The organism is Streptomyces sp. NPDC031121 (assembly GCF_055570615.1).
In genome coordinates, this window is record NZ_JBVIGV010000011.1 from 315,489 (window position 1) to 340,332 (window position 24,844).

Genomic DNA, 24,844 nt, shown 5'->3' on the forward strand with positions numbered 1-24,844 from the left:
ACGACCCCCCCCCCCCCCCCCCCCCCCCCCCCCCCCCCCCCCCCTCCCCCCCCCACCCCCCCCCCCCCCCCCCCCCCACCGCGCCCGTACGGGGACCGCCGTCAGTGCAGGATCCGCGTCAGGAAGGCCTCCAGTCCCTGGACGACCCGGGCGATCCGCTCGTCCAGGTCGAGCGTCTCGTCCATCTGCCCCATCGGGGCCGCGATCTTCTTCCGGGCGTACGCGGAACAGGCCAGGTTCCGGCAGGCGTACAGCCCCACCGAGTTCCCCAGCCGGCCCTCCTTGCCGCCCTTGAGGGCGGAGAAGAGGGCCGTCCCGCCGACCGGGTGCGAGGTGTAGCACAGCCCGCAGATCGACTTGCGGCGGAAGTCCGCGGTCCGGCGGGTGGCCCGCAGCTCCACGCCGACCGGCCCGTCCGGCCGCTGCGCCACGAGGTAGGCGCGGCTGAGGTCACGGCCGTCGGTCCACGCGTAGAAGTCGCGGTCCTCCCAGTCGATCCCGTCCAGGACCGGCACGGTCAGGGCCTTGGACCGGCTCTTCGACATGTTCACGAACGCCCTGCGGATCTCGTCCTGCGTGATCGCCTTCACCGGTTCCCCCCGGCGGTACGGGCCGTACGGGCGCGGCGGACGAGACGGGGGCCGTCGGCGGCGGCGTCCGCCACCGCTCCGGCGGCGCCCGCTTCGACCGCCCGGGCCAGCCCGGCGACGGTCGGCTCCCGGAAGAACTGCTGGATCGGCAGGGCCACCCCGAACCGCGACCGGATCGCGTTCACGGCCCGCACCACCAGCAGCGAGTGGCCGCCGAGGGCGAAGAAGCCCTCGTCCCGGCCGACCCGCCCGACACCCAGCAGCTCCTCCCAGATCCCGGCCACCGCCCGCTCCGTCTCCGACTCCGGAGCCGCGTACGGGCGTTCCGCCGCCCGGAGGTCCGGGCTCGGCAGCGCCTTACGGTCCAGCTTGCCGTTCGGCGTCATCGGCAGCGCGTCCAGCATGCAGAACGCCGCCGGCACCATGTGCTCGGGCAGGGCGGCCGCCGCGTGGCCGCGCAGCAGCTCCTGCGCCCCGGCCGCCGGCGAACCCGCCGCGGGGACGGCGTGGAGGCCATCGCCCGGGACGAGGCGATGCTGGAGCGGGGCGTCAGCATGCGCACCCTCTACCAGCACACGGCCCGTTTCAGCCAGGGCACGCGCGAGTACGTGGAACGGGTCTCCCAGCGCGGGGCCGAGGTGCGGACGCTCGACGACCGGTTCGTCCGGTTGCTGGTGTTCGACCGCAAAGTGGCCGTCATCGGGGTGGAGGACGATCCGGGCGCCGCGATCATCGTCCGCGAGCCGAACCTGGTCCACTTCATCCTGAGTACCTTCGAACTGTGGTGGGTCAGCGCCACACCGTTCCCGCTGGAGTGGAACAACCGGGACGTCGCGGACATCTCCGAGCAGCTGAAGCAGCGCATCACCCTGCTGCTGAGCGAGGGCCTGACCGACCAGTCCATCGCCACCCGCATGGGCATGTCCGTCCGCACCTGCCGCCGCCACATCGCCGAGATCATGGACCGCCTCGGCGTGAAGAGCCGCTTCCAGGCGGGCTACCTCCTCGGCTCCCAGCGCACCGCCACCCGCCCGGACACCCCGCCCACGCCACCCGCCGGCGAACAGCACCCCGGCTAGGATTCGGCCATGACTCACTCGGGGGACACCACACGTAGCACCGCCACACGCGGCCAACTGATTGCCCTGGCGCTCCTGCTCGCAGCCATAGCCGTCCTGGCCAAATGGCACGAAGGCCCGGTCTTCTGGGGCGGCGCACTCCTCGGCCTCGCCGGCCTCGGCGGCTACTTCACCCGCTTCGACAGCCCCCGCGGCGCAGCCCAATGGCTCCTCGCCGCCGCCGGCTTCTGCATGGTCGCCCTGTTCACCATCCAGTTCCTGATCGGCGTCTTCTCCTGACCGCGCCGCACCGTCCGGGGTCGGGCGCGGTGACCGGTTCCCGGAGCCGGGGGTTCGTCGGTCATTGACCGGGCTCCACTGCGGCAGCGGTGCGCCGCAGGCGGCTGTACTCCGCCAGGAGCCGGTCCGACTCCGCCGGGTCCTCGGTGTTGGCCGCACGAGCTTCGAGGTCGCGGAGGTGTGCCTCGAGGGCGGGATCGCGTGCGATGGCGTACTGCGTCCACCACAGCCTCATGAACGCGGGCACCGGCGTGAGGTTGAAGGCGTCCCCGATCGCGCGCCGCCAGTGGGCCTCGAAGTCGGGCAGGAGGTGCGGCGCGTGGTCCTGGATGGCCAGGCGCAGGGCCTGGGGCGTACGTTCGGGCATCGGCGGGAGCGGCCTGTCGCCGCTGGGGCCGTCGAAGTGCACTGGTTGAGCAGTCATGGTGCCGGGCTCCTGAATTCCACCACGGGTCTGTCAGGCCGCGTCCTGGCTGTCGGCGGGCGCTTGCTCCACCAGGTGCCGGTAGTGCTCGAACCACTCGGCCGGCACCGGATGCGCGAGCGTCTTGCCCTTGCTGGTGATCGCGGCCGGCTCCCCGGCAATCCGGACCGGTCGAGGATCTCACGTTGGCTGGGCCGCGGCCGGCGGCCTCGCGAAGGCGACCGCAGCGCCCGCGGCCAGGACCGCGACGCCTGCGGCGAGCGCCGGGCCCGAGTCCGGGCGGTGCAGGATGAGCGCCCACGCTTCGGCCCCGCCGTCCGCGCGCCCCCCGGCGGCGGCGCAGGCCAGCGGGTAGGCCGCGGTCAGCGGTGCCGCGACTCGGTGGCCGACGACCGGGGTGAGCAGCAGCGCGATGCCCAGGTAGACGGCGGTGTTGCGGCCGACGGCGCCCGCGATGCCGGTGGAGCCCGCGGCGTACGCGAGCCCGCTGACGGCGAGGGCCGCCCCGGCGAGTCCGACGGCGAGCGCGGCGTCCCACCGGTGCACGGGCCGCACGGCGGTGTGCTCCGTCGGTGCGGCGGCGCGACCGGTGCCGCTGGCCCACAGCACCGCGGGCAGCAGCGCGGTCAGCCCCGCCAGCAGGAACTGCCCCGACCGCCCCGCAAGAACCGGCACCGGGATCTCGACGCTGCCGACGACGAGACCGGCCAGCGAGGTCAGCAGGGTGCAGGAGACCAGCAGGGCCGCGGCCCGCGAGCGCAGCCACCAGATCACCGGCCCGCCCCCGCCGGGTCGGGGTGCGGCGGCCGGTCGCAGGCGGCCAGCGCCTGGCGGTTGGCCTCGTACCAGGCCAGCTGCGCCTCGCGGGGCTGCTCCAGGACCTTCCGGACGAGCGCGGCGTCATCCGGCGTGAACCGGCCTTCCCGAGGCGGGGACTGGGTCGCGACGCCCATGATCCAGGCTTCGACGGGACCGCGGGCGGGAAGGGCGTCGAACCTGCCCGTGGTGCGGGCACAGTCCGGGAACGGCGGCATGACGGCGTGCGCCAGGCTGGCCGCCAGGTCTTCGTGCCGCGGGGCGGCTTTGATGCCGAAGCCCGTCTCCCCGGGCCCGGGCCTGCGGCTCTGCGTGAGCGCGTCCGGGACAGGCAGCCCCGCCTCGGCCATGCGGGCCGCGTACGCCCGCGTCTGCCGTACGACGCCCTCGTGGTCGGCGGTCTCGGGCCAGAGGCAGATCCGCGGCCGCTGCCGCCCGTCGCAGACGAGTTCGGACGCGTCCCGGGCGGCGACCGAAGAGTAGCCGAGGGGCTCGGCCACCGGTGCGGCAACCGCGACGGCGCCGCACACCAGGACCGCCGCCAGCGCGGCGCTGCCCCGCGTCGCACGGTGGATGACGGCGAGGGCGGCGACGCACGCCGCTCCCGCGAACAGCACCGCCACCCCGACGGCCCGCCGGCTGATGACGGCGTCCACGGAGCAGCAGTCCGCGAAGCCGCCGCCGACGAGCTGGCGCGGCCACGGGGTGCTCAGGGCAGCCGGAAAGCCCACGACGACGAAGCCGACGACGAGCCCGAGGGGTGCGGCGGCCAGTCCGGGCAGCCGGGAGCCGAGCAGGTATCCGGCGAGGGTGTTGGCCGCGAGCAGCAGCCCGTGCGCGAGCAGCATGGACCCGTGCGAGAGGGGCGGGGCCGCCCCGGCGGCGGCGGAGGAGACGGCCAGGGCCACGGCCATGCCGCCGACCCCCATGAGCCACACCGGCACCAGGACGGGCAGCGCAACGCCGAGCCGCCCGCGTAGGGGAGCCTGCCCGAACACCCGGCCGCGCCGCAGACGGGCCGCCTCCCAGGCGGCACTCCCCGCGCACGCCGCAGCGGCGAACGGCAGCGCCAAGGACGCCTGACCGACGGCAGAGGGGCCGTACCCCCGGGTCACGGAGAGGGTCAGCGCGTCGCTGAGGAGGAAGAGCACGTACGCCGCGAGCAGGAAGAACACGACCGTCGCGGACGACGACCGGATGAGGGTGCGGATCCGCATCGCTTCAGACCTCCTGCCCGACGAGCACCGCGTACGCGGCCTCCGACCGCTCCCGGCCGGTACCGGTGGCGGGGGCCAGGGCGTGGAACTCCGACGGGCTCCCCTGGAAGCGGACCGTTCCCCCGTCCAGGACGACGACCTGCCGGTACAGATCCGCCAGGTCGTCCGTCTGGTGCGTGGAGACCATCACCTGCACCTCCCGCGACAGCTCCGCCACCAGCCGGCGGAACACCTGCCGCTGCTGCGGGTCGAGCCCGGCGGTCGGCTCGTCCATGAGGAGCAGCTCGCTGCGGTGCGTCAGCGCTCCGGCGATGCCCATGCGCCGGAGCTGGCCGCCGCTGACCTGGTGGCTCTTGCGGTCGGCGAGCTCGCCCAGCCCGACCCGCTCGATCGCCGCGGCCGACGCCTCCCACGCCGCGCGGCGGCCCATCCCCTTCAGCCAGCCCGCGTACGCGACCTGCTCGCGTACGGTGAGGCCGGGGACCGGCGTGATGTTCTGCGGTATCCACGCGACGCGCTTGCGGTAGGCGGCCTGCCCGCGGCGGTCCGGACGCGCCCCGCGGAAGCCGACGGTCCCGGCGGCCGGCGCCAGTTGAGAGGCGGCCAACGCCATCAGGGTCGACTTGCCCGCGCCGTTCGGGCCCAGCAGCACGGTCGCGGGGGCGTCGACCGTCAGGGTCAACCCGGTGAAGACGGGCGCCTGCCTCCCGTACCGGAAGGCGACGCCATCGAATACCAAAGCCATGATCACAGCACGCAATCCGCCGCCCTGGCGGCGGCACGGTAAGAGACGGGCGTGGCATATGGACGAAATCGACCGTAATGCCGGAATGTTCCGCTCCGCCGATTGCGGATCAGGATGGCCGAAAACGGACCGATCGTCGGCGAGGGCGGCGCCTCGCTTCGCCGCGACGACGGGTTCGTCGAGCTGTGCGTCAACCCGGGGGACGGCCGGGTGCTGTCCGGCGGTTCCCTCGACCTGCATCCGCTCCGCCGGACAGGCCGTAGCGCTGCTCTAGCGCAGCGCGGCCGCGACCAGGCCCTCCAGGGCCTCGCGCCGCACTTCGCCGCCGCTGACCAGGCCGTCGAAGACGAGACCGTCGAGGCAGGTCAGCAGGGTGTGCGTGCGGTTGTCGACGTCCTCGACGCCCCGTGCGGCGAGGAACCGGCGGACGGCCTCGCGGCCGGCGTTGTCGTGCGGTGTGAGGATGGCGCGGAGTTCGGGGTCGCGCACGCTCTCGACGGTGCAGGCGTAGCGGGCGAGCGAGCGGCGGCGGCCCTCGCCGGTGAGGCGCCGGCGGGCCAGCAGCGCCATGCCGCTCACCAGGTCCCCGGCGGTGCGCAGGGGCGGAAGCCCCTCGGCCGTCGTCTGCAGTTCCGCCTGGTCGAGCTGGACCAGGCGCGTGACGAGCGCCGTGAGCAGGGCGGCGCGGGTCCGGAAGTACGCCGAGGTGGTGCCGGGCGGCAGGGCGGCCCTGCGGTCGACGGCGCGGTGGGTCAGGCCGCGGATCCCCTCCTCGGCGAGTACGTCGATGGCGGAGTCCGCCAGGAGGGTGCGCCGATCCGGAGCCGTGGAAGCCATCCCCCCTTTCTACACCTGTAGATGCCCGGATAGGCTCCTCTTCTACAGGTGTAGAAATCGCGGAGGTGCGACGTGGGCGGCACGGCAGTGGTGGTCGGAGGAGGCATCGGCGGGCTCGCCGCCGCGATCGGCCTGCGCCGCATCGGATGGGACGTCACCGTCGTCGAACGCGCCGCCGCCCTGGAGGACGCCGGCGCCGGCATCTCCCTGGCCGCGAACGGCCTCCGCGCCCTGGACGGGCTCGGCGTCGGCCAGGCCGTACGGGCCGCCTCCCGAGGCCAGTACACCGGCGGCACCCGCACCCCCCGAGGCCGCCGGCTGTCCCGGATGGACGGCTCCGCCCTGGAGCGGGCGGTGGGCACCCCGATCGTGGGCATCCCCCGCTCCACCCTGCACCGCCTGCTGCGCGCCGCCCTGCCCGCCGAGGCGCTGCTGACCGGCCTCCAGGCGGCCGCCGTCGAACAGACCGGCCCCGATGCGGTCCGCGTCGACTGCGGGGCCACGACCCTGGACGCCGACCTGGTGATCGCCGCCGACGGCATCGGCAGCAGGATCCGCAGCCGCCTCTTCCCCGGCCACCCCGGCCCGGTCCACAGCGGCTCGGCCGTCCTGCGCGCCATCACCGACCACGCCGTCGGCCTGTCCACCGACTTCGAACTGACCTGGGGCCGCGGCGCCGAGTTCGGGCACATCGCCTTCCCGGACGGGCGGGCCGAATGGCACGCCGTCCTCGGCCTCCCGCCCGGCACCCGGTTCGCCGACCCCCTGGCCGAACTGCGCCGCCGCTTCCACGACTGGCACGACCCGATCCCCGCCCTCCTGGACGCGACCCGGCCCGAAGCCGTACTCCACCACGACGTCGGCGAACTCCTCACCCCCCTCCCCTCGTACGCCGCCGGACGGATCGCGCTGCTCGGCGACGCGGCCCACGCCATGACCCCCCACCTCGGACAGGGCGCCTGCCAGGCACTGGAAGACGCGGTCACCCTGGCCGCGGCACTCGCCACCACCCCCACCGTCGACGCCGCGCTCACCCGCTACGACGCCGAGCGCCGCCCCCGCAGCCAGGCCGTCGCCCGGGCCGCCCGCCGGGCCGGGAGGATGGGCGGGCAGCTCTCGCACCCCGCGGCGGTCGCCCTGCGGAACACCGCGATGCGCCTGACCCCCTCCCGGGTCTCCACCCGCATGATCCTCCGCCACCACACCTGGACCCCGCCCCACCTGCCCTGACCGCTGACCCCGAATTAGGCTCGTGCCGGCCACGGTCACCGACGAGGGGGTTCCCGGACATGCGTGCAAGAGTGTCGGCGGTCAGCAGCAACGGAACGTACTCGTTCACCAAGCCGAACCGGGACGCCATCACCCTGCTCACCGGCCTCGGCGTCGAGGGGGACGTCCACGCCGGTGTGACGGTCAAGCACCGCTCACGGCTCGCAGAGGACCCCACCCAGCCGAACCTCCGCCAGGTCCACCTCATCCACGAGGAGCTCTTCGCCGAGGTCGCCGAAGAAGGGTTCGAGGTGGCGCCCGGCGACCTCGGCGAGAACATCACCACCAGCGGCATCGATCTGCTCGGCCTCCCGGTCGGCACCCTGCTCCGCATCGGCGACACCGCGGTCCTGGAAGTCACCGGCCTCCGCAACCCCTGTCGGCAGATCGACCGCTTCCGCAAGGGGCTGCTGAAACGCGTGGTCGGCCGCGACGAGGCGGGGAACGTCATCCGCAAGGCCGGAATCATGAGCATCGTGAAGGAAGGCGGCGTGGTACGCCCCGGCGACCCGATCGAGGCGGAGCTCCCCACCGGCCCGCACCGCCCCCTCGACCGGGTCTGACCGCCCCGCACGCCCGCACCCGCCCCGGGCCCTCAGCGGCGCCGGGCCGACCGGAGCACCGGCCGGCGGACGGCCCGCGGAAGCCGCCCCACCGGGGCCGGAACCCGGCCCACGCGTCCCCCGCCCCGGCTCCCGCCCCCGCGGGCATACGGAGCGGTGATCTCCGCCCAGCGCGCCGCCTGCTCCGGGGTGAGCGCGCCCCGCAGCGCCGCCAGCTTCAGCAGGTTGGCCTCCGTGCCCGTCGCAAGGGCCTGCGCCTCCGCCCGGTAGTGGTCGTCGACCACCGCGGCCACCTCCGCCCGGTTCATGGCGGGCGACAGCCGCGCCGCGATCCGGTTCATGTTCCGGTAGGAGCCCTGCAGCCGGAACGGCGGCTCCGTCCGGTCCGCGTCGTCCTGCGCCGCCGACGCGATGTACGCGGCGTTCACGGCGAGCACCGTGCTGCGCGCGGCCGTCAGATGGCCGAGCAGCGCCGTGATCTCCTCCACCTCGGCCGGCGCGTACGGGTGCGACAGCCGGTCGGCGCGCGCCGCCGGGTCCCCCTCGGCCAGCCGTACGAGGAGCGCGAGGTCGGCGCGGTCCCGCCCGGCGAGCGGAGCCAGCACCGGGTGCGACGTCAGGGCGTTCTCGACGAAGCTGAACGCGAAGGCCTCCTCCCGGCCGGTGAGGACATCGCCGAGGTTCCACACGTCGGCCCGGTTGGCGAGCATGTCGGGGATCCGGAACCGCTCGCCCGACTGCGTGTACGGGTTCCCCGCCATGCACACCGCGAAGCGCTTCCCGCGCAGGTCGCGCCCGTCCAGCGTGCGCGTCGCGTCGCACAGCGGGATGAACTGCTGGAGCAGCTCCGGGGACGTGTGCTGGATGTCGTCCAGGTACAGCAGCACGTTGTTGCCGGCCTCCAGCGCGAAGGCCACCTTCTCCAGCTCCCGCCGGGCCGCCGCGTCGGGCGCCGCGTCCGGGTCGAGGGAGGTGGTGGCGGGCCCGAGCGCCGGCCCGTCCACCTTCACCAGCAGCAGCCCCAGCCGCTGCGCGACGTACTCCATCAGGCTGGTCTTGCCGTAGCCGGGCGGCGACAGGAGCAGCAGCAGGCCGTGCGAGTCGGTGCGCCGCGCGTCGCCGGCCGCGCCGAGCTGCTTGGCCAGGCTGTCGCCGACGAGCGGCAGGTACACCTCGTCGATCAGCCGGTTCCGGACGAACGACGGCATCGGCCGCGGCCGGTACGCGTCGATCCGCAGCCGCTCCCGCTCCGCCGCCAGCAGGCCGGCCCGCTGCCGCTGGTGCGCCCGGAACCCCGGGACGTCCGCGGCCGCGAACTCCGCCGTACGGGTGAGGAACTCGGCCAGGTGCACCGGCAGCGCGCGGTCCCGCACCCGGGAGTGCGTGCCGAGCAGCCCGGTCACGGTGGCGGCCGTGGCACCCTCCGCCGGATAGCGGGGCAGCGACCGGCACAACTCGGCCGCGGCCGCCTCCTCCACCGTCCCCGCATCCGCGCCGTGCCCGGTCGCGGCGGCGAAGGCGCCCAGCCAGCCCTCCACGAGCTGCCGCCGCTCGGCCAGCCCCGGCAGGACCGCCAGGTCCTCGTCGTACGGCGCGCCCCCGCCGTCGCCCGCGCCGCGGCGGAACGCGTCGAGCAGCCCCCGGGCGGCCCCCGACAGCGCGAAACCCTCAGGCCCGCAGGTCAGCTCCTCCAGGAGGTACGCGGCAGCCCCCACCGGGTCGGCCCCGCCCGCCGCGAAGGAGCCGATGGCGCGGGCCAGTTCGTCCTGGAGGTCCCGCAGCGCGGGCGCGGACCCGAAGAGGTCGCGCGCCCGCCCGAGCGAGACCGCCCGGCGGCCCAGCGCGTCGCGCTCCCCGCCGCCCAGCCCGTGCGCCCAGAACAGCGCGGCGGCGGCCCGCTCCCGCGCCGGGTGCCGCAGCAGCCCCGCCTCCCGGCGCAGCCCGAGCAGCACGCGCAGGATGGCGGTCGCGTCGTGGTCGTGGATCCCCCGCTCGTACCCCTCGTCGTACGCCTCCTCGGCCGCCCGCCGCACCAGTACGTCGAGCCCGTCCCCGGCGGCGGCCAGCGCGTCCGGGCCGTGCCCGGACAGCAGCCGCGCCGCCAGGTACTCGGCCCGGTACACCTCCGCCGACTCCGACGGCAGCGCCCGGTCCCAGTACGGCCGGCTCTCCGCGAAGCCGGGATCCGTGACCGGCCGGCGGTAGTCGGTGCCGGTCAGCGCGAACGCCATGCCCTCCCCGTACGGCACCAGCGTCAGCTCGGCGGGCTGCCGGGTCACCGCGAACCGGTGCCGGCCCAGCCGGACCGTCCCGCCCCCGTCCGCGTACAGCTCGGCGCGGTCCCGCAGCGCCCGCCCCGCCTCCTGCCGGGCCGCGGCGAGGCGCCCCGCCAGCTCCTCCGCGCGGACCGAGTCCCCGAGCGCCCGCAGCCGCTCCACGGTCCGGCGCACCCCGGCCACCACCGGGTCGGATGCGAAATACGTGTTGACGGCGTCGTCGTCGCCGAGCGTGCAGGCCCGGCGGACCACCGTCTCCAGCACCCGCTGCGCCGACGCGGCGAGGGACTCGGCGCGCCGCGCGCCGGCGTCCTGGAGGCTCTGGCGGCGCGCGGAGAACGCGTCCTGCACCTCGGCCCGCTTCTCCGCGAGCCGGGCGGTGAACTCCTCGTTCTCGGCGAAGCGGGCCTCCAGGTTCTCCCACTGCACCAGCAGACGGGCCAGCTGCGCATCGCACTCCTCGGGGGTGCCGGCCGCGGCCAGCGCACCCGTCGCCAACTGCCCCAGCAGCGCGAACTCCGCCGCGAACTCCGCGCCGCCCTCCTCGTGCAGCAGCTCCCGCCTGCGCGTCTCCAGCCTGGCGCGGGCCTGGTTCAGCGCACCCAGCACCTCGCCGATCCGCTCCAGGACACCGGCGCGCCCCGCGGGGTCGCCGGTCTCCAGCCCGGAGGCGACCTCGGTCAGCTCCTGGAGGCCGAGGACGCGGTCCTCCAGCTCCCGGCGCAGCGGCTCGGCCTCGGCGGCGGTGGCGATCGCCTCCGCCCCCTCGGCGAGCCGGCGGGCCTCGGAGGCGTAGCCGTCGAACGCGTCCGCCCGCCGCAGGAACGCCATGGCGCGTTCGGCGGTGGAGTCGAGGGCTGCGGCCGCCTCCGCGGCCAGCGCCTCGACGGCGCCCGTGTCCACGTACCGCATCCCGGTGAGGGTGACCAGGTGCCCCTGGGCCCGGCGCAGCTCCGTGATGCGCGCGATCCACTCCTCGGCCCCGGCGGGGGCCTCCCCGCGGATCCGCCGCAGCAGGCCCGCGACGGTCCGGCCGGCCTCGGCCAGCGCGTCGGCGGCCTGCGCGGTGAGCGCCCGTACCGCCTCGAACTCCGCCAGCACCTGCTCCGCCGTGGCCCGCACCGCCGCCAGCGCGGCGTGCAGGTCGACCGCGTCCGGCGCCGCGTCGGCGAGGTCGGAGAGCCACGGGAACCGGTCGGCGGTGCGGACGCAGTCCGCGAGCAGCGACTCGTACAGCGCCGGCGTCGCCGCGGAGGCGTCCGTCTCCCCGGCCGCCGCGGCCCGGCGGGCGATGGCCGTGGTGTCGGCGACCGCCCGGACCAGGTCCGGGTTCCCGATGCGGGCGAGCGGCCCCTCCGCCTCCGACCCCGCGCGGGTGTCGGAGGTGAAGGGGGTGCTCCACTCCTGCACGGCGTGGGACCGGGCGGCTCCCCCGTCCCCCGGCCGCAGGACCACCAGCGTGCCGTCGTCGAACCGCGCCAGCCCGTCGCACGGCAGCGGCGCCGACACCTCCTGCCGGATCAGGCTGTAGGGGAGCAGCAGCCTGCGGTTCCCCGCCCGCTCCTGGAAGACGAACAGCACGTCCTCGCCGTTCGGGGAGGCCACCGAGTGGTCGAACTCCAGGCCGGCGGTGTCCGTGTCGAACGTCCTCACCGTGCCGTCGGCCAGGCAGTAGCCGCCCGGGAAGACGATTCCCCCGTCGTCCGGCAGCCGGCGGCAGGACAGCCCGATGCCGTCCAGCCGGACCACCGCCCCGGTCACCGCGTTGTGGACGAGGTGGCGCCGCGTCTCCTCCTTGTACGGCAGCACCCGCAGCAGCGTGAGCGGCCCGACGACCGCGTACGCGATCTCGGCGTCCGCGAGGGACTGGAGGGACTCGTCCACCGGCTCGCGGTGCACGAGCCCGGCGTCCGTCTCGGTGTCGTTCTCCGTCCTGACGGTCAGCGCTCCGCCGACCGTGGAGACGTAGAGCCGCCCGTCGACCGCCGCGTGCGGGTGGCGGCCCGGCACGTGGTCGTCGCGGGTGACCTCCCGCCACCGCACGTCGTGGGCCGCGGGGAAGACGTGGTCGCGCTCGCCCCGCCCGTCCAGGAAGCGCACCGCGCCGGCCGGCCCGACCTGCCAGCGCAGGACGCGGATGTCCTCCGCCTGCTCGCCGGTGCGGAAGACGGCGAGGAGGGTGTCGTCGACCAGCCGGAGCCGCTGGAGGCGCGCGCCGTGGTAGTAGCGGTGGAGGTCGTCGAACTCCCGCCGGAAGGCCGGGTCGTCGAGCAGCCCGGGCACCGCGTCCTCCGGCAGCGGCTCCAGGTCCCGGCCGTACAGGGCCAGCACGTCCCGGACGGACGTACCGCCGGCCCGCGCGCCGGTGCCGCGGTAGCCGAACAGCAGGCAGTCGCCGACACCCGCCAGGTCCGCCGGAACCCGGGCGTCCCCGGTGCGCAGGTGCCCGGAGCCGGCCAGCGCGACCCCGGCCGAGCCGAACGCCGCGATCCGGGCCGCGTTCAGGGCGTCGGCGCCGCGGGCCAGTTCGCCGGCCTGGGCGGCGAGCCGCCCGCGCAGCACCTCGTACGTCCCCGTGTCGGCGCCCGTGGCCGTGTCCGTGCCCGTGGTCATTGCGTCCTGCTCCTTCGCGTACGAAACATGAAAGGCCGTGGAGCCGCCGCCCCCTCCGCGGCGGCTCCACGGCCGTCGACCGCACCCCCGTGGCGGTCAGTCCAGGGCGGAGCCGTTCAGGCGGCTGCCGCGGTCTTCCCGGCGAGCTCGCTCACCGGCAGGTCGGCCAGGCCCAGCTCCCTGGCCTTGGCCATCAGCGCGTCCAGCTGCCCCGAGCCTGCCGGCATGAGCTTCGCCAGCAGGGCGGAGACGGTCAGGTCGCGGACGCCCGCGGCGGACGTGTTCGCCACCGCGCGGGTGAGGTCGTCGGTGAAGGAACCCGAGCCGTCGAGCCAGGACCCGGCCAGCGCCTTGGCCGTCTGCGAGTTCTCCATGAACCCGTCGACCGCCCGGCCCATCGACATCGCGCCCACGATCCGGTCGAAGAAGGCGGACTCCCCGCCGACGATGCTGATGTCGGCGCTCTCCAGCCCCGTCGCGAGGACCGCGGCCTGCGCCTCCGCGACCTGCCGCTGTGCCTCCAGCCCGGCCAGGCGGATCTCCTTCTCCGCCTCCAGCCGCAGCCGGTACTCCTCGTGCGTCCGGGACGCCTCGTCCAGGGCGGCCATCGCCGCCGCCTTCTCGGTCAGGCCCGCGGCCTCGGCCTTGAGCTTGTCGCCGATGCCAGCGGCTTCGACCCTGAGCCTCTCGCCGACCCCCGCGGCCTCCGCCAGCGCCAGCTCGCGGGCGCCCTCGGCCTCCGCCCGCAGGCGGGCCGCCGTGGCCTCGGCCTCGGCACGGCCGGCCTTCTCGATGACCTCGGCCTCCTTCTCCCGTACGGCCACCCCGGCCAGGCCCGCCGCGGCCGCCTCGGCCTGGATCCCCTCCGCCAGGCGGATCTTGGCGCGCGCCTCCAGATCGGCCGCCTTGTTGCGGGCCTCCGCCAGCGTCAGCTCCTCCGCGGCCCGGTGCACGGCCGCCTGCTCCGCCGCCTCGGCGGCCTTGATGTCCTTGACCAGGCGCTCCTGCGCCTCGGCCTCGGCGGCGATGACGACGGCCTGCCGGGTGCGCTCGGCCTCCTCGACGGCCCGCAGCCGCTTGATGGACTCCTCCTGCTCCGCGACCGTGCGGTCCACGGCGATCCGCTCGCGGACGACCTCCGCGATGTCCCGCCGCTCGTTCTCGACCTCCTTGTCCGCGGCGATCCGCGTCAGCTGGGTCTCCCGCTCCCGGGCGATGACCTCCAGCAGGCGGTCCTTCTCGATGCGCTCGTTCTCCACCGCGATGACCCGCTCGCGGTTCTTCGCGGCGACGGCCACCTCGCGGGCCTGGTTCTCCCGCTGGATGCCGAGCTGCTCCTCCGTCTTGAGGAAGGCGCTCTGCGCCCGCAGCCGCTCCTCCTCCACCACCCGGGCCGTCTCGGCCTCCTCCCGGGCCCGCGCCGTCTCCAGCTCGCGCCGCTGCCTGATCTCGGCGTCGGCCTGACGGCGCTCCAGTTCGAGGATGGCCTCCCGGGCGTCGACGTTCTGGCGGGTGATCTCCTTCTGCTCGTTCTGCCGGAACTCGTTGGTGCGGACGTTCTCGATGGCGGTCAGCTCGGTGATCTTGCGGATGCCCTGCGCGTCCAGGATGTTCCCGGCGTCGAGCTGGCTGACGGGCGTCTGCTCCAGGTAGTCGATCGCCGCGTCCTCCAGGCTGTAGCCGTTGAGGTCGATGCCGATGATCTCGATGATCCTGAAGCGCAGCTCGTCGCGCTTGGTGTAGAGGTCGGCAAAGTCCATCTGCTTGCCGACCGTCTTCAGCGCCTCGGAGAACTTGGCGTTGAACAGCTCCTGGAGGGTCGCCTTGTCGCTGGCCCGCGCCGTGCCGATGGCCTGCGCCACCTTGATGACGTCGGCCGCCGTCTTGTTGACCCGGACGAAGAACGAGATGCGGATGTCCGCCCGGATGTTGTCCTGGCAGATCAGGCCGTCGCGGCCGGTGCGGGAGATCTCGATGGCCTTCACCGAGATGTCCATCACCTCGGCTTTGTGCAGCACCGGCAGTACGACCTGGCCGGTGAAGGTGACGTCGACCTTCCGCATCTTCGACACGATCAGCGCCTTGCCCTGCTCCACCTTCCGGAACAGCCGGGACAGCACGACCACCACGACGATCGCGACGGCCAGGACGCTGAGCAGCAGCAGGCCGAGGCCCGTCGTGACGACATCCATGAGTAAACCCCCTCCACATCATTGCCAGGCGGCTCACCGGAACCGCTCCGCGAACCGGACGCGCCGACCCGTCGCACACGACGGGAGAAGCCCCGCCGGCGGCCGTGGTTCCGGGCGCGGGCGCACGACTTCGAGCCTGGGGCCGGACACCCCTGCGGCGTTCGCGGTCTCCATCCTGTTCCGCGAGGCGGGGTCCGCACATTGCCGGACCCCGGCAGTCTTCACGCGTTTTTAACGCGCGGTCGCCGTGAGCAGCCAGGCGGTACTGCGCAGCCGCAGCCCGTTGCCGCCTTCACGGGGGCGGAGTGCGCCGGTCAGGCGCCTGCGGGCCTCGGCGGCCGCGCCGGGCGCGGACCGGGCGAGGAGGTGGCGTACGGGCCCGGACTCCAGCATGAGGTCGGCGGCGTGCGCCGCGTCGTCGCCCCAGGTGCCGTGGGCGGTCACGTGCTCGGCGCGTACGTCCTCCCAACCCGCCCGCTCCAGCAGCGCCGCCGCCGCGCCGGGCGCGGAGAGGGAGAACATGCCGGGCCCGCCGGGCTCGCCGAAGCCGTCCAGCGGCAGGAGGTCCGCGAGGGCGGCCAGGGCGGTCAGCCACTCGTTGCCCTCGGGTTCGGCGGCACACAGCAGGGCGGCGCGGCCGCCCGGGCGCAGCGCGGCGGCGATGTTGCCGAAGGCGGCGACGGGATCGGCGAAGTACATGACGCCGAAACGGCTGATCACCAGGTCGAAGGCGCCGCGGGGGAGGGGGTGGACCTGCGCGTCCCCCTGCTCGAAGCGGACGTTGGCGATGCCCTCGCTCCCGGCGGCGGCCCGGGCCTGCTCCAGCATCGGGCCCGAGAGGTCCAGGCCGAGGGCGCTGCCGCGGGGTGCCGCGGCCCGGGCGGCCAGGCGGGTCGTGGCCCCGGCACCGCAGCCGACGTCGAGGACGCGGTCGCCGGGCGCGATGGCCGCGGCGTCGAACAGGGACTGGTCGAAGCCGGCGTTGACGGCGTCCCACCGGTCCCGGCGGGCAGCCCAGTGGCTGCCCTCGTAGCCGTTCCAGGCGCGGTACTGGGCAGTGTTCGCGGTGCCGTTCATGGGGTGGACCTCCCGGTGCGCAGACGTGTGCGAAGCCCTAGTATGGGCAGACGCCCAAACAGTATGGGCACTTGCCCATACTGGGCAACACCCCTCTCCACCGGAGGACTCGATGTCACCACGCGGGGTCGCCATCCCCGATCTGCGCGCCCGGCTCTTCGAAGCGGCCGAACGGGTCCTGGCCCGCGACGGAGCCGCCGCCCTGACCAGCCGGGCGGTCACCGCCGAGGCCGGCTGCGCGAAAGGCGTGCTGCACACGCACTTCGCCGGGCTGGACGAGTTCGTGGCCGAGCTGGTGCTGGACCGTTTCGCCCGCACCGCCGAACTGGCCGCCGCCCTGCCCGCGAAGGCGGGCGGCGGCACACCCGCCGGCAACCTGGCCGACGTGGCCTCGGCGGTACTGGCCCTCGATCCCGGAGTCGTCGGCCTGGCGGTGACCCGCCCGGCGGCGGCCCTCCGGGTCCGCGAGGCATGGGCGGCAGGCGCCCCCGGCTTCAACGCGATCCAGGCGTCGGTGGAGGCCTACCTGAACGCCGAACGCACCCTGGGCCGCATCCCCGCCGCCCTGGACACCGCCGCCGCAGCCCTGGCCCTGGTGGGCACCCTGCACCACCTCCTGATGACCGGCCACCCCACCGCCCCACCCCCGCAGACCCGCGTGAACCCTGTGATCCACACCCTCCTGGGCACCACCTGACCACCCCGCTCCCCGACGGCCGCCGCCCCGGAACCACCGCGCCCCGCCGCGGTGGAGGCCGCACCCCGTGCGCCGAGGCGGTGCGGGTGTGGGCGTTCACAGCGGCACCGGCGGCCCCGGTGTCCGTATCAGCGCCGTCTCGGAGCAGGGCGCCCTGCGACGCATCCCGGGCGGCCGTCCGGGCCTGACCGCTCCCGCCGACGGCGGCCGGCCGATCGAGAACGGGCCGCAGCGTCAGTACGCCCCGAAGGACCAGAAGACCCCGACCTCGTCGTCCGACACCGCGATCAACCCCAGCTCCTCGAACAGGTCGATGCCGTTGAGGTACTCGCCGGTGGTGAACCGGTGCGCCCTCGTGCCCTCGAGGCCGGCGCGGACGAAGTCGCGGCCGGGATCCGAGGCCGCCTCCAGGGCGTTCGTCCAGAACCGGGCGTCCGGGCCGTAGCGGTCCAGCAGGACACAAGCGTCGGCAAGCAGGGCGTCGCGCTCCGGCCGGTCGCGTACCGGCCGGTAGTCGCGCCACTCCTCCGCCATGACCGCGAGCGCCGTTACGGCCGCCCCGCGCTCCAGCTTGTGCAGGCGGTCCCGGAACCCGGCGGCGGGCGGGGGCGCGAAGGGGTACGCCGGCACGGCGGCGCGGGCGCCGTTCGCACGGTCGCCGTCGATCCGCAGCCAGCCGCGGGGATCCGGGACCTCACGGTGCATCAGGGCGAGCACGTCCTCGGCCCAGTCCCCGTGCCGGCGCGGGCCGGTGGCGAGGAAGACGTACGGGTCGTCCAGCAGGTGCAGGGCCGCCGCGTTCCAGGGGCTGCGGCGCCGCCGCAACTCCGTCAGCGTGGTGCCGACCCCCAGGGCGAACGCACGGGCCGGCGACCGCGGAACGGCGGCCAGCTCCGCGTACGCCCACCGCAGCAGCTCCGCGCCCGCACCGTCCCCCGCGGCCGCCGCCGACTCCGGCGGCACCCCGGGTACGACGACCCGGTTCCCGCGTTCGAGTTCCAGGGCCGCCCGCCACAGTTCCTCCAGCCGGGCGTCGAGGAGGTCGAGGGCGGCGCGCTGGTCATCCGACGTGCTCATGAGCCGACTCTAGATCCTGCACAAAGGGGCGCCGCCCGCATAAGCCTGCGCGGGCGGCGCCCCTCCGCCGGGAAGGCCTCAGCAGGCCGCCCCGTTCACGTACGCGGCTCCCACCGGAACCTGCGGGCCGCGACCCACGCGAACAGCCCCGTCCACGCGGCCGCGATCGCGACCCGGACCGCCGACTCGCCGAGGCCCAGCTCGCCGGTCCAGCCCGACCGGAACAGGTCGACCGTCGGGGACAGCGGCGCCCACAGCAGCGCGTCGCCCACCTGCTCCGGCAGCACCTCGCGCGGGATGTAGATCCCGGAGACCATCGGCAGTACGAAGATGGCGGGCAGTGTCGCGACCATGACGGACTCGGCGGTCCGGCACAGCGCGGCCGTGGCGGCGGCCATCGCCATCATCAGCAGGATCCCGGTGACCAGCCCCGCGGCCGCGGCCAGCGGCTGCCGCGGGAACGCGCCGAACATGACGGACAGCGCGACGGCCACCACCGCGATCTGCACCACGGCGACGGCGACGTACATGGAGGCGCCGCCGGCGAGGATCACCGCGTCCGAGGCCTCGCCCGTGCGGAGCCGCTTCAGTACGAGCTCCTCCCGGCGCGCCACGTACAGGCCGGTCACCGACGAGTACAGCGAGAAGATCAGCAGCACGCCGGCGGCCGTGGACACCATGAGCGGTCCGGGGTTGAGGCCGTGGCCGGCAAGGTCCATCTGCTCCTGCACGTACCGCATCGAGAACAGGATCATCAGGGGGACGAACACGACGAACACGTAGTTCGCCTTGACCCTGTTGAACAGCGTCCACTCGATGCGGAACAGGGTCTTCATGTGCCGGATGGCAGGGCGGTTCATGCCTTCTCCTGCGGTTCTGCTGCGTCTTCTGCGTCTGCTGCTGCGTCGCCGTCGCCGTCGTCTCCGTCGCCGGTCACGCGGGCGATGGAGATGAACGCCTCCTCCAGCGAGGCCGGCCGTGCCGTGAACCGGTCCAGTTCCACGTCGTGGTCCTCGGCCCAGGCCAGGATCCGGGCGGCGTCCTTCTGCAGCTGCCCGGTCGTGACGGTGATGCGCCCGCCCCGCTCCTCCACCGTCCCGCCGACGGGCAGGTCCTGCGCGCTCCACTGCCCCGACAGGCCGAACGACAGCGTCGCGGGATGGCCGGAAACGATCTCCGAGACCGTTCCGGACGCCGCGATGCGCCCCCGGTGCATGATCGCCAGCTCGTCGGCCAGCGACTCCGCCTCCTCCAGGTAGTGCGTGGTCAGCAGGATCGTCGACCCCTGCTCCCGCAGTTCCTTGACCAGCCGCCAGGTCGCGTGCCTGCCCTCGGCGTCCATGCCGGCGGTCGGCTCGTCGAGGAACAGCACCTCCGGGCTGCCGAGCGTGGCGATGGCCAGGTCCAGCCGCCGCTTCTCCCCGCCCGACAGGTTCTTGACGAGCACGTCCGCCCGGTGGGACAGCCCGGCCAGGTCGAGGGCCTGCGCGACCGGCCGCGGCCGCGTGGTCAGGCCGGCCCACATCTCGATGCTCTCCCGCGCCGTCAGGTGCGCGGTGAAGCCGCCCTCCTGGAGCATCGCGCCCGTCCGGGGCCGGATGCGCGCCCGGTCGGCGACCGGGTCGAGATCCCCGAACAGGCGTATGCGGCCGCGGTGCGGGGCGGCGAGGCCCTCCAGCATTTCGACGGTGGAGGTCTTGCCGGCGCCGTTGGTTCCCAGCAGGGCGAACAGCGAGCCGGGTCTGACGGTGAAACTGACGCCGCGCACGGCCATGAAGCCGCTCTTGCCGCGTCCGTAACGACGCCAAACATCATGAGCATGGATATGGCTGGATTCCAATGCTGCCATGGGGCCTTCCTCAAAGTGGGCGCGCCGGTGGCGATCCTCAAATCTTCCTCAGGCTCTTACCTGCACAGACCCAAGATTGAACCATGTGTGTCTAAAGTGATCTTGCCGCAGAGCGTCTGACCACCGCTCAAACGCCGCAGACAAAAGCCGCTGTTGCCTTCACTGTGGGCGGCGGCCGATGGGGGAGAACTGCTGTGCCCGACTATGCCATTGCCCTGAGTCGCCCGGACTTGGACGCGTTGCTGCGTGACCTGATACCGCTGTTGCGGCGGCAGGCGTCACGACTGCTCGGCGAAGACGCCGACGACGCCGTCCAGACCGCCTGCCTGAAGCTGCTGAAGGCTTCGGACGCCTGGCTCGCACATCCCAACCCGACCGCGTACGCGATGCGAGCGGTCACCACGGCGGCCTACGACCTGAAGAGACGCCAGTCCCAGGACATGCCCGTCGACGAGGTACCCGACCGGCCGCAGGCCGGGGACGCCCTGGCCCTGCGCGAAGCACGGTGGGAGGTCGAGCGACTGCTGGCCGAGGTACCGCGCAAGCAGGCGGCCGCCATCTTCCTCGTCGACGTGCAGGACTACACGATCGACGATGCCGCGGCCGTGCTCGGCGTCCACCGGGGCACCGTCTCCCGCGCCAGGCAGCACGGGCTCCGCGCCATGCGGAAGAGAGCCCTCTGCCAGGGTGTCCGCCGGGCCTCCTGAACACCGCCGGAAAAAACTTCCGCGAGTAGTCATACAAGCGGCGACTCACAGCGGTTGATCAGATGGAAGGGCCGCGGGGGCAGGCTCGAAGGGCCGGAGGTCCCCCGCACTCGCGAGAGAAGGCCCCTTCGCTGCGCACGAGCCACCCGCGCACGGAGGGAGTCCCAAGTCTGAACAAGAATCCCGGAGTGCTCTCATGCTCTTGCACAAGGTGAACCAGAACGCCTCGCTCACCGGTTCGCTCTCGCAGCGGACGCTGGAGGGTGCTGTCTCGCCCGTCATGGCCACGCCGTCGCTGGTCTTCACCCCGTGTGCCGGCAAGGCGGCGGTCCTCGTCACCGCCGCGGCCGTCGGTTACGCCACCGCGAAGGTGAAGTAACCCGCCGCCGGGCCCACCGCCCGGCCGACACCACCTGCTCGACTTCCCACCGCCGCCGCACCCGACAAGGGCCGCGCGGCCGCGATCACACGCACGGCGCCTTTCCCGAGTCCGTTCGCCCATTCCGCGCACGCACGCGCCGTATTCCCGCGACGGACGGGGTGAACCCTTTCCCGGAGGGGCGCCGCCGCGAACACCCCGCACCCGCCCGCAGGGGGAATTCCCCGCGGGCCGAGGTCGACAAAAGGCTTCCCGCTGCCCGCTTCGGGCGGCCGGCGGGACGATCCGCAATCCACAAAACAAGCCAGTAAAGGAAAAGCACCGTGCTGATCCAGAAGGTCAACATGAACTCCGCCGTCAGCGGCGAGCTGCACGCCGGCTCCCCCGCGGGTGCCGCGGCCCCCGTCATGGCCACCCCGGCCATCATCGCCACCCCGGTCATCGCCAAGACGGCCGGCTACGTCGTCGGCGGTGCCGTCGTCACCGGTGCCGCCGCGGTGGCCTACAAGACCGCCACCGGCTGATCCGGGTGGTCCCGGCCGGTTCCGGCGGCGCCCGGTCCTGACACGGACCGCGGCCCGCATCCGGCCCCCGTGTGACCGGTGCCGGCAGACAGTCCACATGTCTGCCGACACCGGACGCACTCTTCCCCGTATTACCAGACACATGGAGGAACAGTCATGTCCGTGCTGACCGAGAAGGTCAACGCCGGTGCCGCCCGTGCCGCCGAGAGCCCGGTCGCGCCCGTGATGGCGACCCCGGCCGCGTTCACCGTCGGCTTCGTCGGCGGGGCCAAGGCCACCGCCATCATCGTCGCCGCCGCCGGCGTCGGCGCGGCGGTCAAGGCCGCCCAGAAGTAAGCGGGATCAGGGGCGGGGAGCCTTCAGCGGTTCCCCCGCTCTCCGCCCCTGCACTCCACCGGCCCTGCACCCCACCGGCCGTCCGGCCCTCGGGCTCCCGGATGTCCGGCCCGCCAGGCCCTCCACCCACCCATGCTGCGATCAGGAACAGATCATGCTGTCACGTCTCCGCCGAGTCGCTGAAGCGGCGTGTGCGCACCCGCTCGCCACAGCGGAACGGCTGTCCGCCGCCACGCACCTGCTGTCCAGTCTCGAATACCTCGTCCGCAGGACCGACCGGCAGCCGGGCGGCCTGAACGACTGGAACCACACCAGGTCCCAGGTTCCCGGCCGCACGAAGGCCACCCAGGCGGTCAAGGACTTCGTCGCCCGCGAGCCGGTCACCCAGGCCATCCACGCCTCGCGGGTCCTGGCCGCGGCCGTCCTGATCTCGCCGGTGCGGAACAACTCCGTACGCATGGCCGCCAACGCCTACCTGGTCGGCAGCCAGCTCGTCGTCTACCCGCGCCACCTGTTCGGCACCGACGGCTCGGACCAGGTGTCCTTCCTCGTGCAGACTGCCGCCGCCCTCGGCCGCGCGGGCGGCACCGACGCCACCCGCAACGCCGCCGTCCAGTTCATCGGCGCGCAGACCGTCCTGTCGTACGGCGCCTCCGGCTGGGCCAAGCTCCCCGGCGACGCCTGGCGCTCCGGCGACGCCCTCGCCAAGATCATGCGCACGCAGACCTACGGCGACGAGTGGTTCTTCAACAAGCTGGAGCAGTACCCCGCCGCGTCCCGCGCCATCTGCCACGCCGTGCTGGCCCTGGAGTGCGGGTTCCCCCTCCTGCTGCTGAAGAAGGGCAAGTACGTGGACGCCGGGCTGGCCGCCATGGGCGCCTTCCACCTGGCCAACGCCCGCTTCATGGGGCTCTCCCGCTTCGCCTGGGCGTTCGTCTCCACCTACCCGTCCGTCCGCGCACTCGCCAAGGGCACCAAGGAGGCGGCGTGAAGCCCCTGACCTTCCCCCGCCTCACCGGCGCCGGCCTCGCTGCATGCCTCGCCGCCGGCATGGCCCACCAGGGCTACGCCGAACTCGTGACCCGCACCCGCCGCCACGCCGGCTTCGAACGCCGCCGCGTCCGGTGCGACACCGGCAACATCATCACGTACCACGTACGCCGCGGAACGCCGGGCGGCCCCACCCTCGTGTGCGAGGCCGGGCTAATGAACACCGCCACCTCCTGGCTGCTCCTCGCCGACTTCCTCGACCCGTCGATCTCCGTGATCGTCTACGACCGGGCCGGCTACGGCAGCTCGCTGCGCCGCTGCCCCGAGGACTACTCGCTGAACGAGTCCGTCGGCGACCTCCTCCAGGTCATCGCCGACGGCGTCGACACCGGCGGCCCCTGCGTCCTGGCCGGCCACTCGCTCGGCGGGTACATCGCCCACCGGGCGGCCGCCGAGGCCCCCGGCCGCGTGGACGGCGTCGTCCTGGTCGACCCCAACCACCCGCGCGAGCTCATCCACTCCCGCAAGCAGCGCGAGGGCGCCCGCGCCGCCAACCTGACGATGAAGCTGGGCCCCTGGTCCGCGACACTCGGCGCCGGACTGCTCATGGACAAGAAGGGCATGTTCGCCTTCGCCGTCGGCAGCCCCCACTACCGGGCCCTGCGCCTGGAGGGCTCCGCCCCCTCCACCTGGCGCGCCGCCCTGCGGGAGTGGAACTACTCGTACGCCTTCATGCTCGACGGCGGCCGCCCCCTCGACAGCCTGGGCGTGCCGGTCTGGGTCATCGCCGCCGAGTCGACGGTCCGGGACATCCCCGAACACCACGACCTCTACGAGGAGTACGTCGCATCCGGCGACGGCGGCGGCATCATCACCGTCCCCGGATCCACGCACGTCTCCGTCACCGGCGGAATGGAACACACCCCCCACACCGCCAAGGCGATCGAGCAGGCCGTCGCCGACGCCGCCGCCCGCCGCGGCGAGGACGACCCGGACCGGAGGGAAGCGGCATGAGCAAGGCGAAGACCGTGATGCAGCAGGCGGTGCCGGCCATCCTCGCCGGATGGTTCGTCGCCTCCGTCCTCAGCCAGCACCCCGACCGCAGCTACGACAAGCTCCGCAAGGCCGACAAGACCGGGACGGGCATCCTCATCCCGAACTGGCGCTTCTTCGCCCCCAACCCGGCCGTCGACGACCAGCACTTCCTGTACCGGCTGGCCACCGCCGACAAGTCGGAGCACACCGAGTGGCGCGAGGTGTACTCCATCGCCCCCCGCAAGCTGGTCCACGCGTTCTGGTTCCCCGGCCGCCGCATCGAGAAGGCCATCTTCGACGTGGCGTCCACCCTCCTCCACAACCCCGGCGCGATGACACCGCTGCACCAGGAGGCCAAGGAGGGGGCCTACCACCTCATCAACGAGTTCGTGCGGCAGCGCCTCACCCCCGAACCGGGATACCCCCTCTTCCAGGTGATGCTCGTCCGCTACTCCGGCTACGACCACAGCGAGGACCCCAAGTACGACATGGTCTTCGACTACGAAGAGGTGAACCGGTGACCCCGGACGTGCAGTACGGCACCGCCGTCGCATCCGTGTACGACACGCTGATCGCCCCCGCCATGCCCACCGCGGCGGCCGTCGACCGGCTCCGGCCCCACGTCGCCGGCGGCCGCGTCCTCGAGATCGGCGTCGGCACCGGCCGCATCGCCGCCCCCGTCGCGTCGATCGCCGCCCGCGTCGTGGGCGTCGACAACTCGGAGCCGATGCTGGAGCAGTTCCGCGCCAAGGGCCTCCCCGGCAACGTCGAACTGGTCCGGGCCGACTTCCGCCACCCGCTCCCGGTCACCGGCACCTTCACCGCCGCGTACTCCACCATGGGATCCCTGGCATGCGTGTCCTCCCGCGACGAGCTGACCCGCGCCCTGGCCCACGTACGCCAGGCCCTGGAACCGGGCGCCGCCCTCTGCCTGGAGTACTACTCCACCGCCACCTACCGCCCCCTCGTCGCCCTGCACACCCTGACCGTGCCGACCCCGGACCGCCCCGGCACCACCACCTTCACCGTCACCCTCGACGACGCGGACATCCTCACCATGGACACCCGCATCGACGAGGACGCCAAGGCACCGGTGACCTTCGGCGAGCAGGTCCTCCTCATCGAACGGGACGACGTCGAGGCCTGCCTGGCACGCGCCGGCTTCACCGTCGAGGACGTCGTCCCGGCCGGCGAACACGAGCCCTACGACTGGTACACCGCCCGCGCCGACGGGTGACCGACCCGGGCCGGCGACAAGGCAACGCGATCCATC

Annotated in this window: 26 protein-coding genes; 13 read left to right on the top strand and 13 right to left on the bottom strand. The window is 73.9% G+C overall.

All coding sequences use genetic code 11. The features are described 5' to 3' along the window. Window positions 1-101: 101 nt before the first annotated feature. A complete protein-coding gene (locus tag ACZ462_RS22500) occupies window positions 102-590 on the bottom strand; it encodes an FBP domain-containing protein (RefSeq protein WP_467808655.1) in 489 nt (162 codons plus the stop codon). Next, the gene (locus ACZ462_RS22505) at window positions 587-994 is read right to left on the bottom strand and encodes a phosphopantetheine-binding protein (RefSeq protein ID WP_467808656.1); all 408 of its coding nucleotides are present in this window, start codon (window positions 992-994) and stop codon (window positions 587-589) included. The genes ACZ462_RS22500 and ACZ462_RS22505 overlap by 4 nt, the downstream gene beginning before the upstream one ends. A 45-nt stretch (window positions 995-1,039) precedes the next feature. On the opposite strand from ACZ462_RS22505, the gene ACZ462_RS22510 reads away from it, so the two are divergent. Together ACZ462_RS22510 and ACZ462_RS22515 are read left to right on the top strand one after the other, a co-directional pair. Further along, window positions 1,040-1,669 (top strand): helix-turn-helix transcriptional regulator, encoded by a 630-nt coding sequence (locus ACZ462_RS22510; protein ID WP_467808657.1) that lies wholly within the window; start codon window positions 1,040-1,042, stop codon window positions 1,667-1,669. 9 nt (window positions 1,670-1,678) lie between these two features. Further along, complete coding sequence (locus tag ACZ462_RS22515; protein ID WP_467808658.1) at window positions 1,679-1,948, top strand: hypothetical protein; 270 nt, start codon at window positions 1,679-1,681, stop codon at window positions 1,946-1,948. A 61-nt stretch (window positions 1,949-2,009) separates the two neighbouring features. Here the strand turns inward: ACZ462_RS22515 and ACZ462_RS22520 are convergent, their stop codons facing one another. The 5 genes from ACZ462_RS22520 to ACZ462_RS22540 form a co-directional block, all read right to left on the bottom strand. Next, the gene (locus ACZ462_RS22520) at window positions 2,010-2,372 is read right to left on the bottom strand and encodes a DUF6247 family protein (RefSeq protein WP_467808659.1); all 363 of its coding nucleotides are present in this window, start codon (window positions 2,370-2,372) and stop codon (window positions 2,010-2,012) included. 180 nt (window positions 2,373-2,552) lie between these two features. Continuing rightward, on the bottom strand, window positions 2,553-3,146 hold the full coding sequence (locus ACZ462_RS22525; protein ID WP_467808660.1) for a hypothetical protein: 594 nt from the start codon (window positions 3,144-3,146) through the stop codon (window positions 2,553-2,555). Further along, window positions 3,143-4,405, bottom strand: a complete 1,263-nt coding sequence (locus ACZ462_RS22530; RefSeq protein ID WP_467808661.1) for a DUF7224 domain-containing protein — start codon at window positions 4,403-4,405, stop codon at window positions 3,143-3,145. The genes ACZ462_RS22525 and ACZ462_RS22530 overlap by 4 nt, the downstream gene beginning before the upstream one ends. 4 nt (window positions 4,406-4,409) lie before the next feature. Continuing rightward, entirely contained in the window at window positions 4,410-5,150 is a 741-nt protein-coding gene (locus ACZ462_RS22535) for an ATP-binding cassette domain-containing protein (protein WP_467808662.1), read from the bottom strand. A gap of 270 nt (window positions 5,151-5,420) precedes the next feature. Then, window positions 5,421-5,987: a TetR/AcrR family transcriptional regulator gene (locus tag ACZ462_RS22540; RefSeq protein ID WP_467808663.1), complete on the bottom strand. Its 567-nt coding sequence runs from the start codon at window positions 5,985-5,987 to the stop codon at window positions 5,421-5,423. A 72-nt stretch (window positions 5,988-6,059) separates the two neighbouring features. Between ACZ462_RS22540 and ACZ462_RS22545 the strand changes: the two genes are divergently transcribed. Continuing rightward, window positions 6,060-7,217, top strand: a complete 1,158-nt coding sequence (locus ACZ462_RS22545) for an FAD-dependent monooxygenase (protein ID WP_467808664.1) — start codon at window positions 6,060-6,062, stop codon at window positions 7,215-7,217. A gap of 59 nt (window positions 7,218-7,276) precedes the next feature. Further along, a complete protein-coding gene (locus tag ACZ462_RS22550; RefSeq protein ID WP_467808665.1) occupies window positions 7,277-7,819 on the top strand; it encodes an MOSC domain-containing protein in 543 nt (180 codons plus the stop codon). A gap of 32 nt (window positions 7,820-7,851) precedes the next feature. On the opposite strand, the gene ACZ462_RS22555 is transcribed toward ACZ462_RS22550, so the two are convergent. From ACZ462_RS22555 to ACZ462_RS22565, 3 genes are all read right to left on the bottom strand, one after another. Further along, window positions 7,852-12,708, bottom strand: a complete 4,857-nt coding sequence (locus tag ACZ462_RS22555) for a DNA repair ATPase (RefSeq protein ID WP_467808666.1) — start codon at window positions 12,706-12,708, stop codon at window positions 7,852-7,854. A gap of 116 nt (window positions 12,709-12,824) precedes the next feature. Continuing rightward, window positions 12,825-14,900, bottom strand: a complete 2,076-nt coding sequence (locus tag ACZ462_RS22560; RefSeq protein WP_467808667.1) for an SPFH domain-containing protein — start codon at window positions 14,898-14,900, stop codon at window positions 12,825-12,827. Window positions 14,901-15,131: 231 nt separating this feature from the next. After that, complete coding sequence (locus ACZ462_RS22565; RefSeq protein WP_467808668.1) at window positions 15,132-15,977, bottom strand: class I SAM-dependent methyltransferase; 846 nt, start codon at window positions 15,975-15,977, stop codon at window positions 15,132-15,134. 112 nt (window positions 15,978-16,089) lie between these two features. On the opposite strand from ACZ462_RS22565, the gene ACZ462_RS22570 reads away from it, so the two are divergent. After that, entirely contained in the window at window positions 16,090-16,674 is a 585-nt protein-coding gene (locus ACZ462_RS22570) for a TetR/AcrR family transcriptional regulator (RefSeq protein ID WP_467808669.1), read from the top strand. Between the two features lie 234 nt (window positions 16,675-16,908). Here ACZ462_RS22570 and ACZ462_RS22575 read toward each other — a convergent pair whose 3' ends face one another. The 3 genes from ACZ462_RS22575 to ACZ462_RS22585 form a co-directional block, all read right to left on the bottom strand. Beyond that, window positions 16,909-17,751 carry a hypothetical protein gene (locus ACZ462_RS22575; protein ID WP_467808670.1) on the bottom strand — a complete coding sequence of 281 codons (843 nt, stop codon included), beginning with the start codon at window positions 17,749-17,751 and terminating at the stop codon, window positions 16,909-16,911. Window positions 17,752-17,846: 95 nt separating this feature from the next. Then, entirely contained in the window at window positions 17,847-18,611 is a 765-nt protein-coding gene (locus ACZ462_RS22580; protein WP_467808671.1) for an ABC transporter permease, read from the bottom strand. After that, window positions 18,608-19,600, bottom strand: a complete 993-nt coding sequence (locus ACZ462_RS22585) for an ABC transporter ATP-binding protein (protein ID WP_467808672.1) — start codon at window positions 19,598-19,600, stop codon at window positions 18,608-18,610. Before ACZ462_RS22585 ends, ACZ462_RS22580 begins: the two co-directional genes overlap by 4 nt. A 230-nt stretch (window positions 19,601-19,830) precedes the next feature. Between ACZ462_RS22585 and ACZ462_RS22590 the strand changes: the two genes are divergently transcribed. The 8 genes from ACZ462_RS22590 to ACZ462_RS22625 all read left to right on the top strand — a co-directional run bounded on the left by ACZ462_RS22590 (window position 19,831) and on the right by ACZ462_RS22625 (window position 24,808). Beyond that, window positions 19,831-20,307 (top strand): RNA polymerase sigma factor, encoded by a 477-nt coding sequence (locus tag ACZ462_RS22590; RefSeq protein ID WP_467808673.1) that lies wholly within the window; start codon window positions 19,831-19,833, stop codon window positions 20,305-20,307. 196 nt (window positions 20,308-20,503) lie between these two features. Further along, window positions 20,504-20,686: a hypothetical protein gene (locus ACZ462_RS22595; protein WP_114059201.1), complete on the top strand. Its 183-nt coding sequence runs from the start codon at window positions 20,504-20,506 to the stop codon at window positions 20,684-20,686. Between the two features lie 323 nt (window positions 20,687-21,009). Beyond that, a complete protein-coding gene (locus ACZ462_RS22600) occupies window positions 21,010-21,210 on the top strand; it encodes a hypothetical protein (protein WP_467808674.1) in 201 nt (66 codons plus the stop codon). Window positions 21,211-21,366: 156 nt separating this feature from the next. Next, entirely contained in the window at window positions 21,367-21,546 is a 180-nt protein-coding gene (locus ACZ462_RS22605; RefSeq protein WP_467808675.1) for a hypothetical protein, read from the top strand. A 154-nt stretch (window positions 21,547-21,700) separates the two neighbouring features. Further along, window positions 21,701-22,537: a hypothetical protein gene (locus tag ACZ462_RS22610; RefSeq protein WP_467808676.1), complete on the top strand. Its 837-nt coding sequence runs from the start codon at window positions 21,701-21,703 to the stop codon at window positions 22,535-22,537. Continuing rightward, window positions 22,534-23,550, top strand: coding sequence for an alpha/beta fold hydrolase (locus ACZ462_RS22615; RefSeq protein ID WP_467808677.1), 1,017 nt, complete (start codon window positions 22,534-22,536; stop codon window positions 23,548-23,550). Before ACZ462_RS22610 ends, ACZ462_RS22615 begins: the two co-directional genes overlap by 4 nt. Continuing rightward, window positions 23,547-24,092, top strand: a complete 546-nt coding sequence (locus ACZ462_RS22620) for a hypothetical protein (protein ID WP_114059196.1) — start codon at window positions 23,547-23,549, stop codon at window positions 24,090-24,092. The genes ACZ462_RS22615 and ACZ462_RS22620 overlap by 4 nt, the downstream gene beginning before the upstream one ends. Beyond that, on the top strand, window positions 24,089-24,808 hold the full coding sequence (locus ACZ462_RS22625) for a class I SAM-dependent DNA methyltransferase (RefSeq protein WP_467808678.1): 720 nt from the start codon (window positions 24,089-24,091) through the stop codon (window positions 24,806-24,808). Before ACZ462_RS22620 ends, ACZ462_RS22625 begins: the two co-directional genes overlap by 4 nt. The last annotated feature ends 36 nt before the right edge of the window (window positions 24,809-24,844 follow it).

Bases quoted from the DNA above. Each gene is read 5' to 3' on its own strand.
- ACZ462_RS22505 (WP_467808656.1), bottom strand. From the start codon at position 994: ATGCTGGACGCGCTGCCGATGACGCCGAACGGCAAGCTGGACCGTAAG.
- ACZ462_RS22515 (WP_467808658.1), top strand. From the start codon at position 1,679: ATGACTCACTCGGGGGACACCACACGTAGCACCGCCACACGCGGCCAA.
- ACZ462_RS22520 (WP_467808659.1), bottom strand. From the start codon at position 2,372: ATGACTGCTCAACCAGTGCACTTCGACGGCCCCAGCGGCGACAGGCCG.
- ACZ462_RS22530 (WP_467808661.1), bottom strand. From the start codon at position 4,405: ATGCGGATCCGCACCCTCATCCGGTCGTCGTCCGCGACGGTCGTGTTC.
- ACZ462_RS22535 (WP_467808662.1), bottom strand. From the start codon at position 5,150: ATGGCTTTGGTATTCGATGGCGTCGCCTTCCGGTACGGGAGGCAGGCG.
- ACZ462_RS22540 (WP_467808663.1), bottom strand. From the start codon at position 5,987: ATGGCTTCCACGGCTCCGGATCGGCGCACCCTCCTGGCGGACTCCGCC.
- ACZ462_RS22550 (WP_467808665.1), top strand. From the start codon at position 7,277: ATGCGTGCAAGAGTGTCGGCGGTCAGCAGCAACGGAACGTACTCGTTC.
- ACZ462_RS22555 (WP_467808666.1), bottom strand. From the start codon at position 12,708: ATGACCACGGGCACGGACACGGCCACGGGCGCCGACACGGGGACGTAC.
- ACZ462_RS22560 (WP_467808667.1), bottom strand. From the start codon at position 14,900: ATGGATGTCGTCACGACGGGCCTCGGCCTGCTGCTGCTCAGCGTCCTG.
- ACZ462_RS22565 (WP_467808668.1), bottom strand. From the start codon at position 15,977: ATGAACGGCACCGCGAACACTGCCCAGTACCGCGCCTGGAACGGCTAC.
- ACZ462_RS22570 (WP_467808669.1), top strand. From the start codon at position 16,090: ATGTCACCACGCGGGGTCGCCATCCCCGATCTGCGCGCCCGGCTCTTC.
- ACZ462_RS22575 (WP_467808670.1), bottom strand. From the start codon at position 17,751: ATGAGCACGTCGGATGACCAGCGCGCCGCCCTCGACCTCCTCGACGCC.
- ACZ462_RS22580 (WP_467808671.1), bottom strand. From the start codon at position 18,611: ATGAACCGCCCTGCCATCCGGCACATGAAGACCCTGTTCCGCATCGAG.
- ACZ462_RS22585 (WP_467808672.1), bottom strand. From the start codon at position 19,600: ATGGCAGCATTGGAATCCAGCCATATCCATGCTCATGATGTTTGGCGT.
- ACZ462_RS22595 (WP_114059201.1), top strand. From the start codon at position 20,504: ATGCTCTTGCACAAGGTGAACCAGAACGCCTCGCTCACCGGTTCGCTC.
- ACZ462_RS22605 (WP_467808675.1), top strand. From the start codon at position 21,367: ATGTCCGTGCTGACCGAGAAGGTCAACGCCGGTGCCGCCCGTGCCGCC.
- ACZ462_RS22610 (WP_467808676.1), top strand. From the start codon at position 21,701: ATGCTGTCACGTCTCCGCCGAGTCGCTGAAGCGGCGTGTGCGCACCCG.
- ACZ462_RS22620 (WP_114059196.1), top strand. From the start codon at position 23,547: ATGAGCAAGGCGAAGACCGTGATGCAGCAGGCGGTGCCGGCCATCCTC.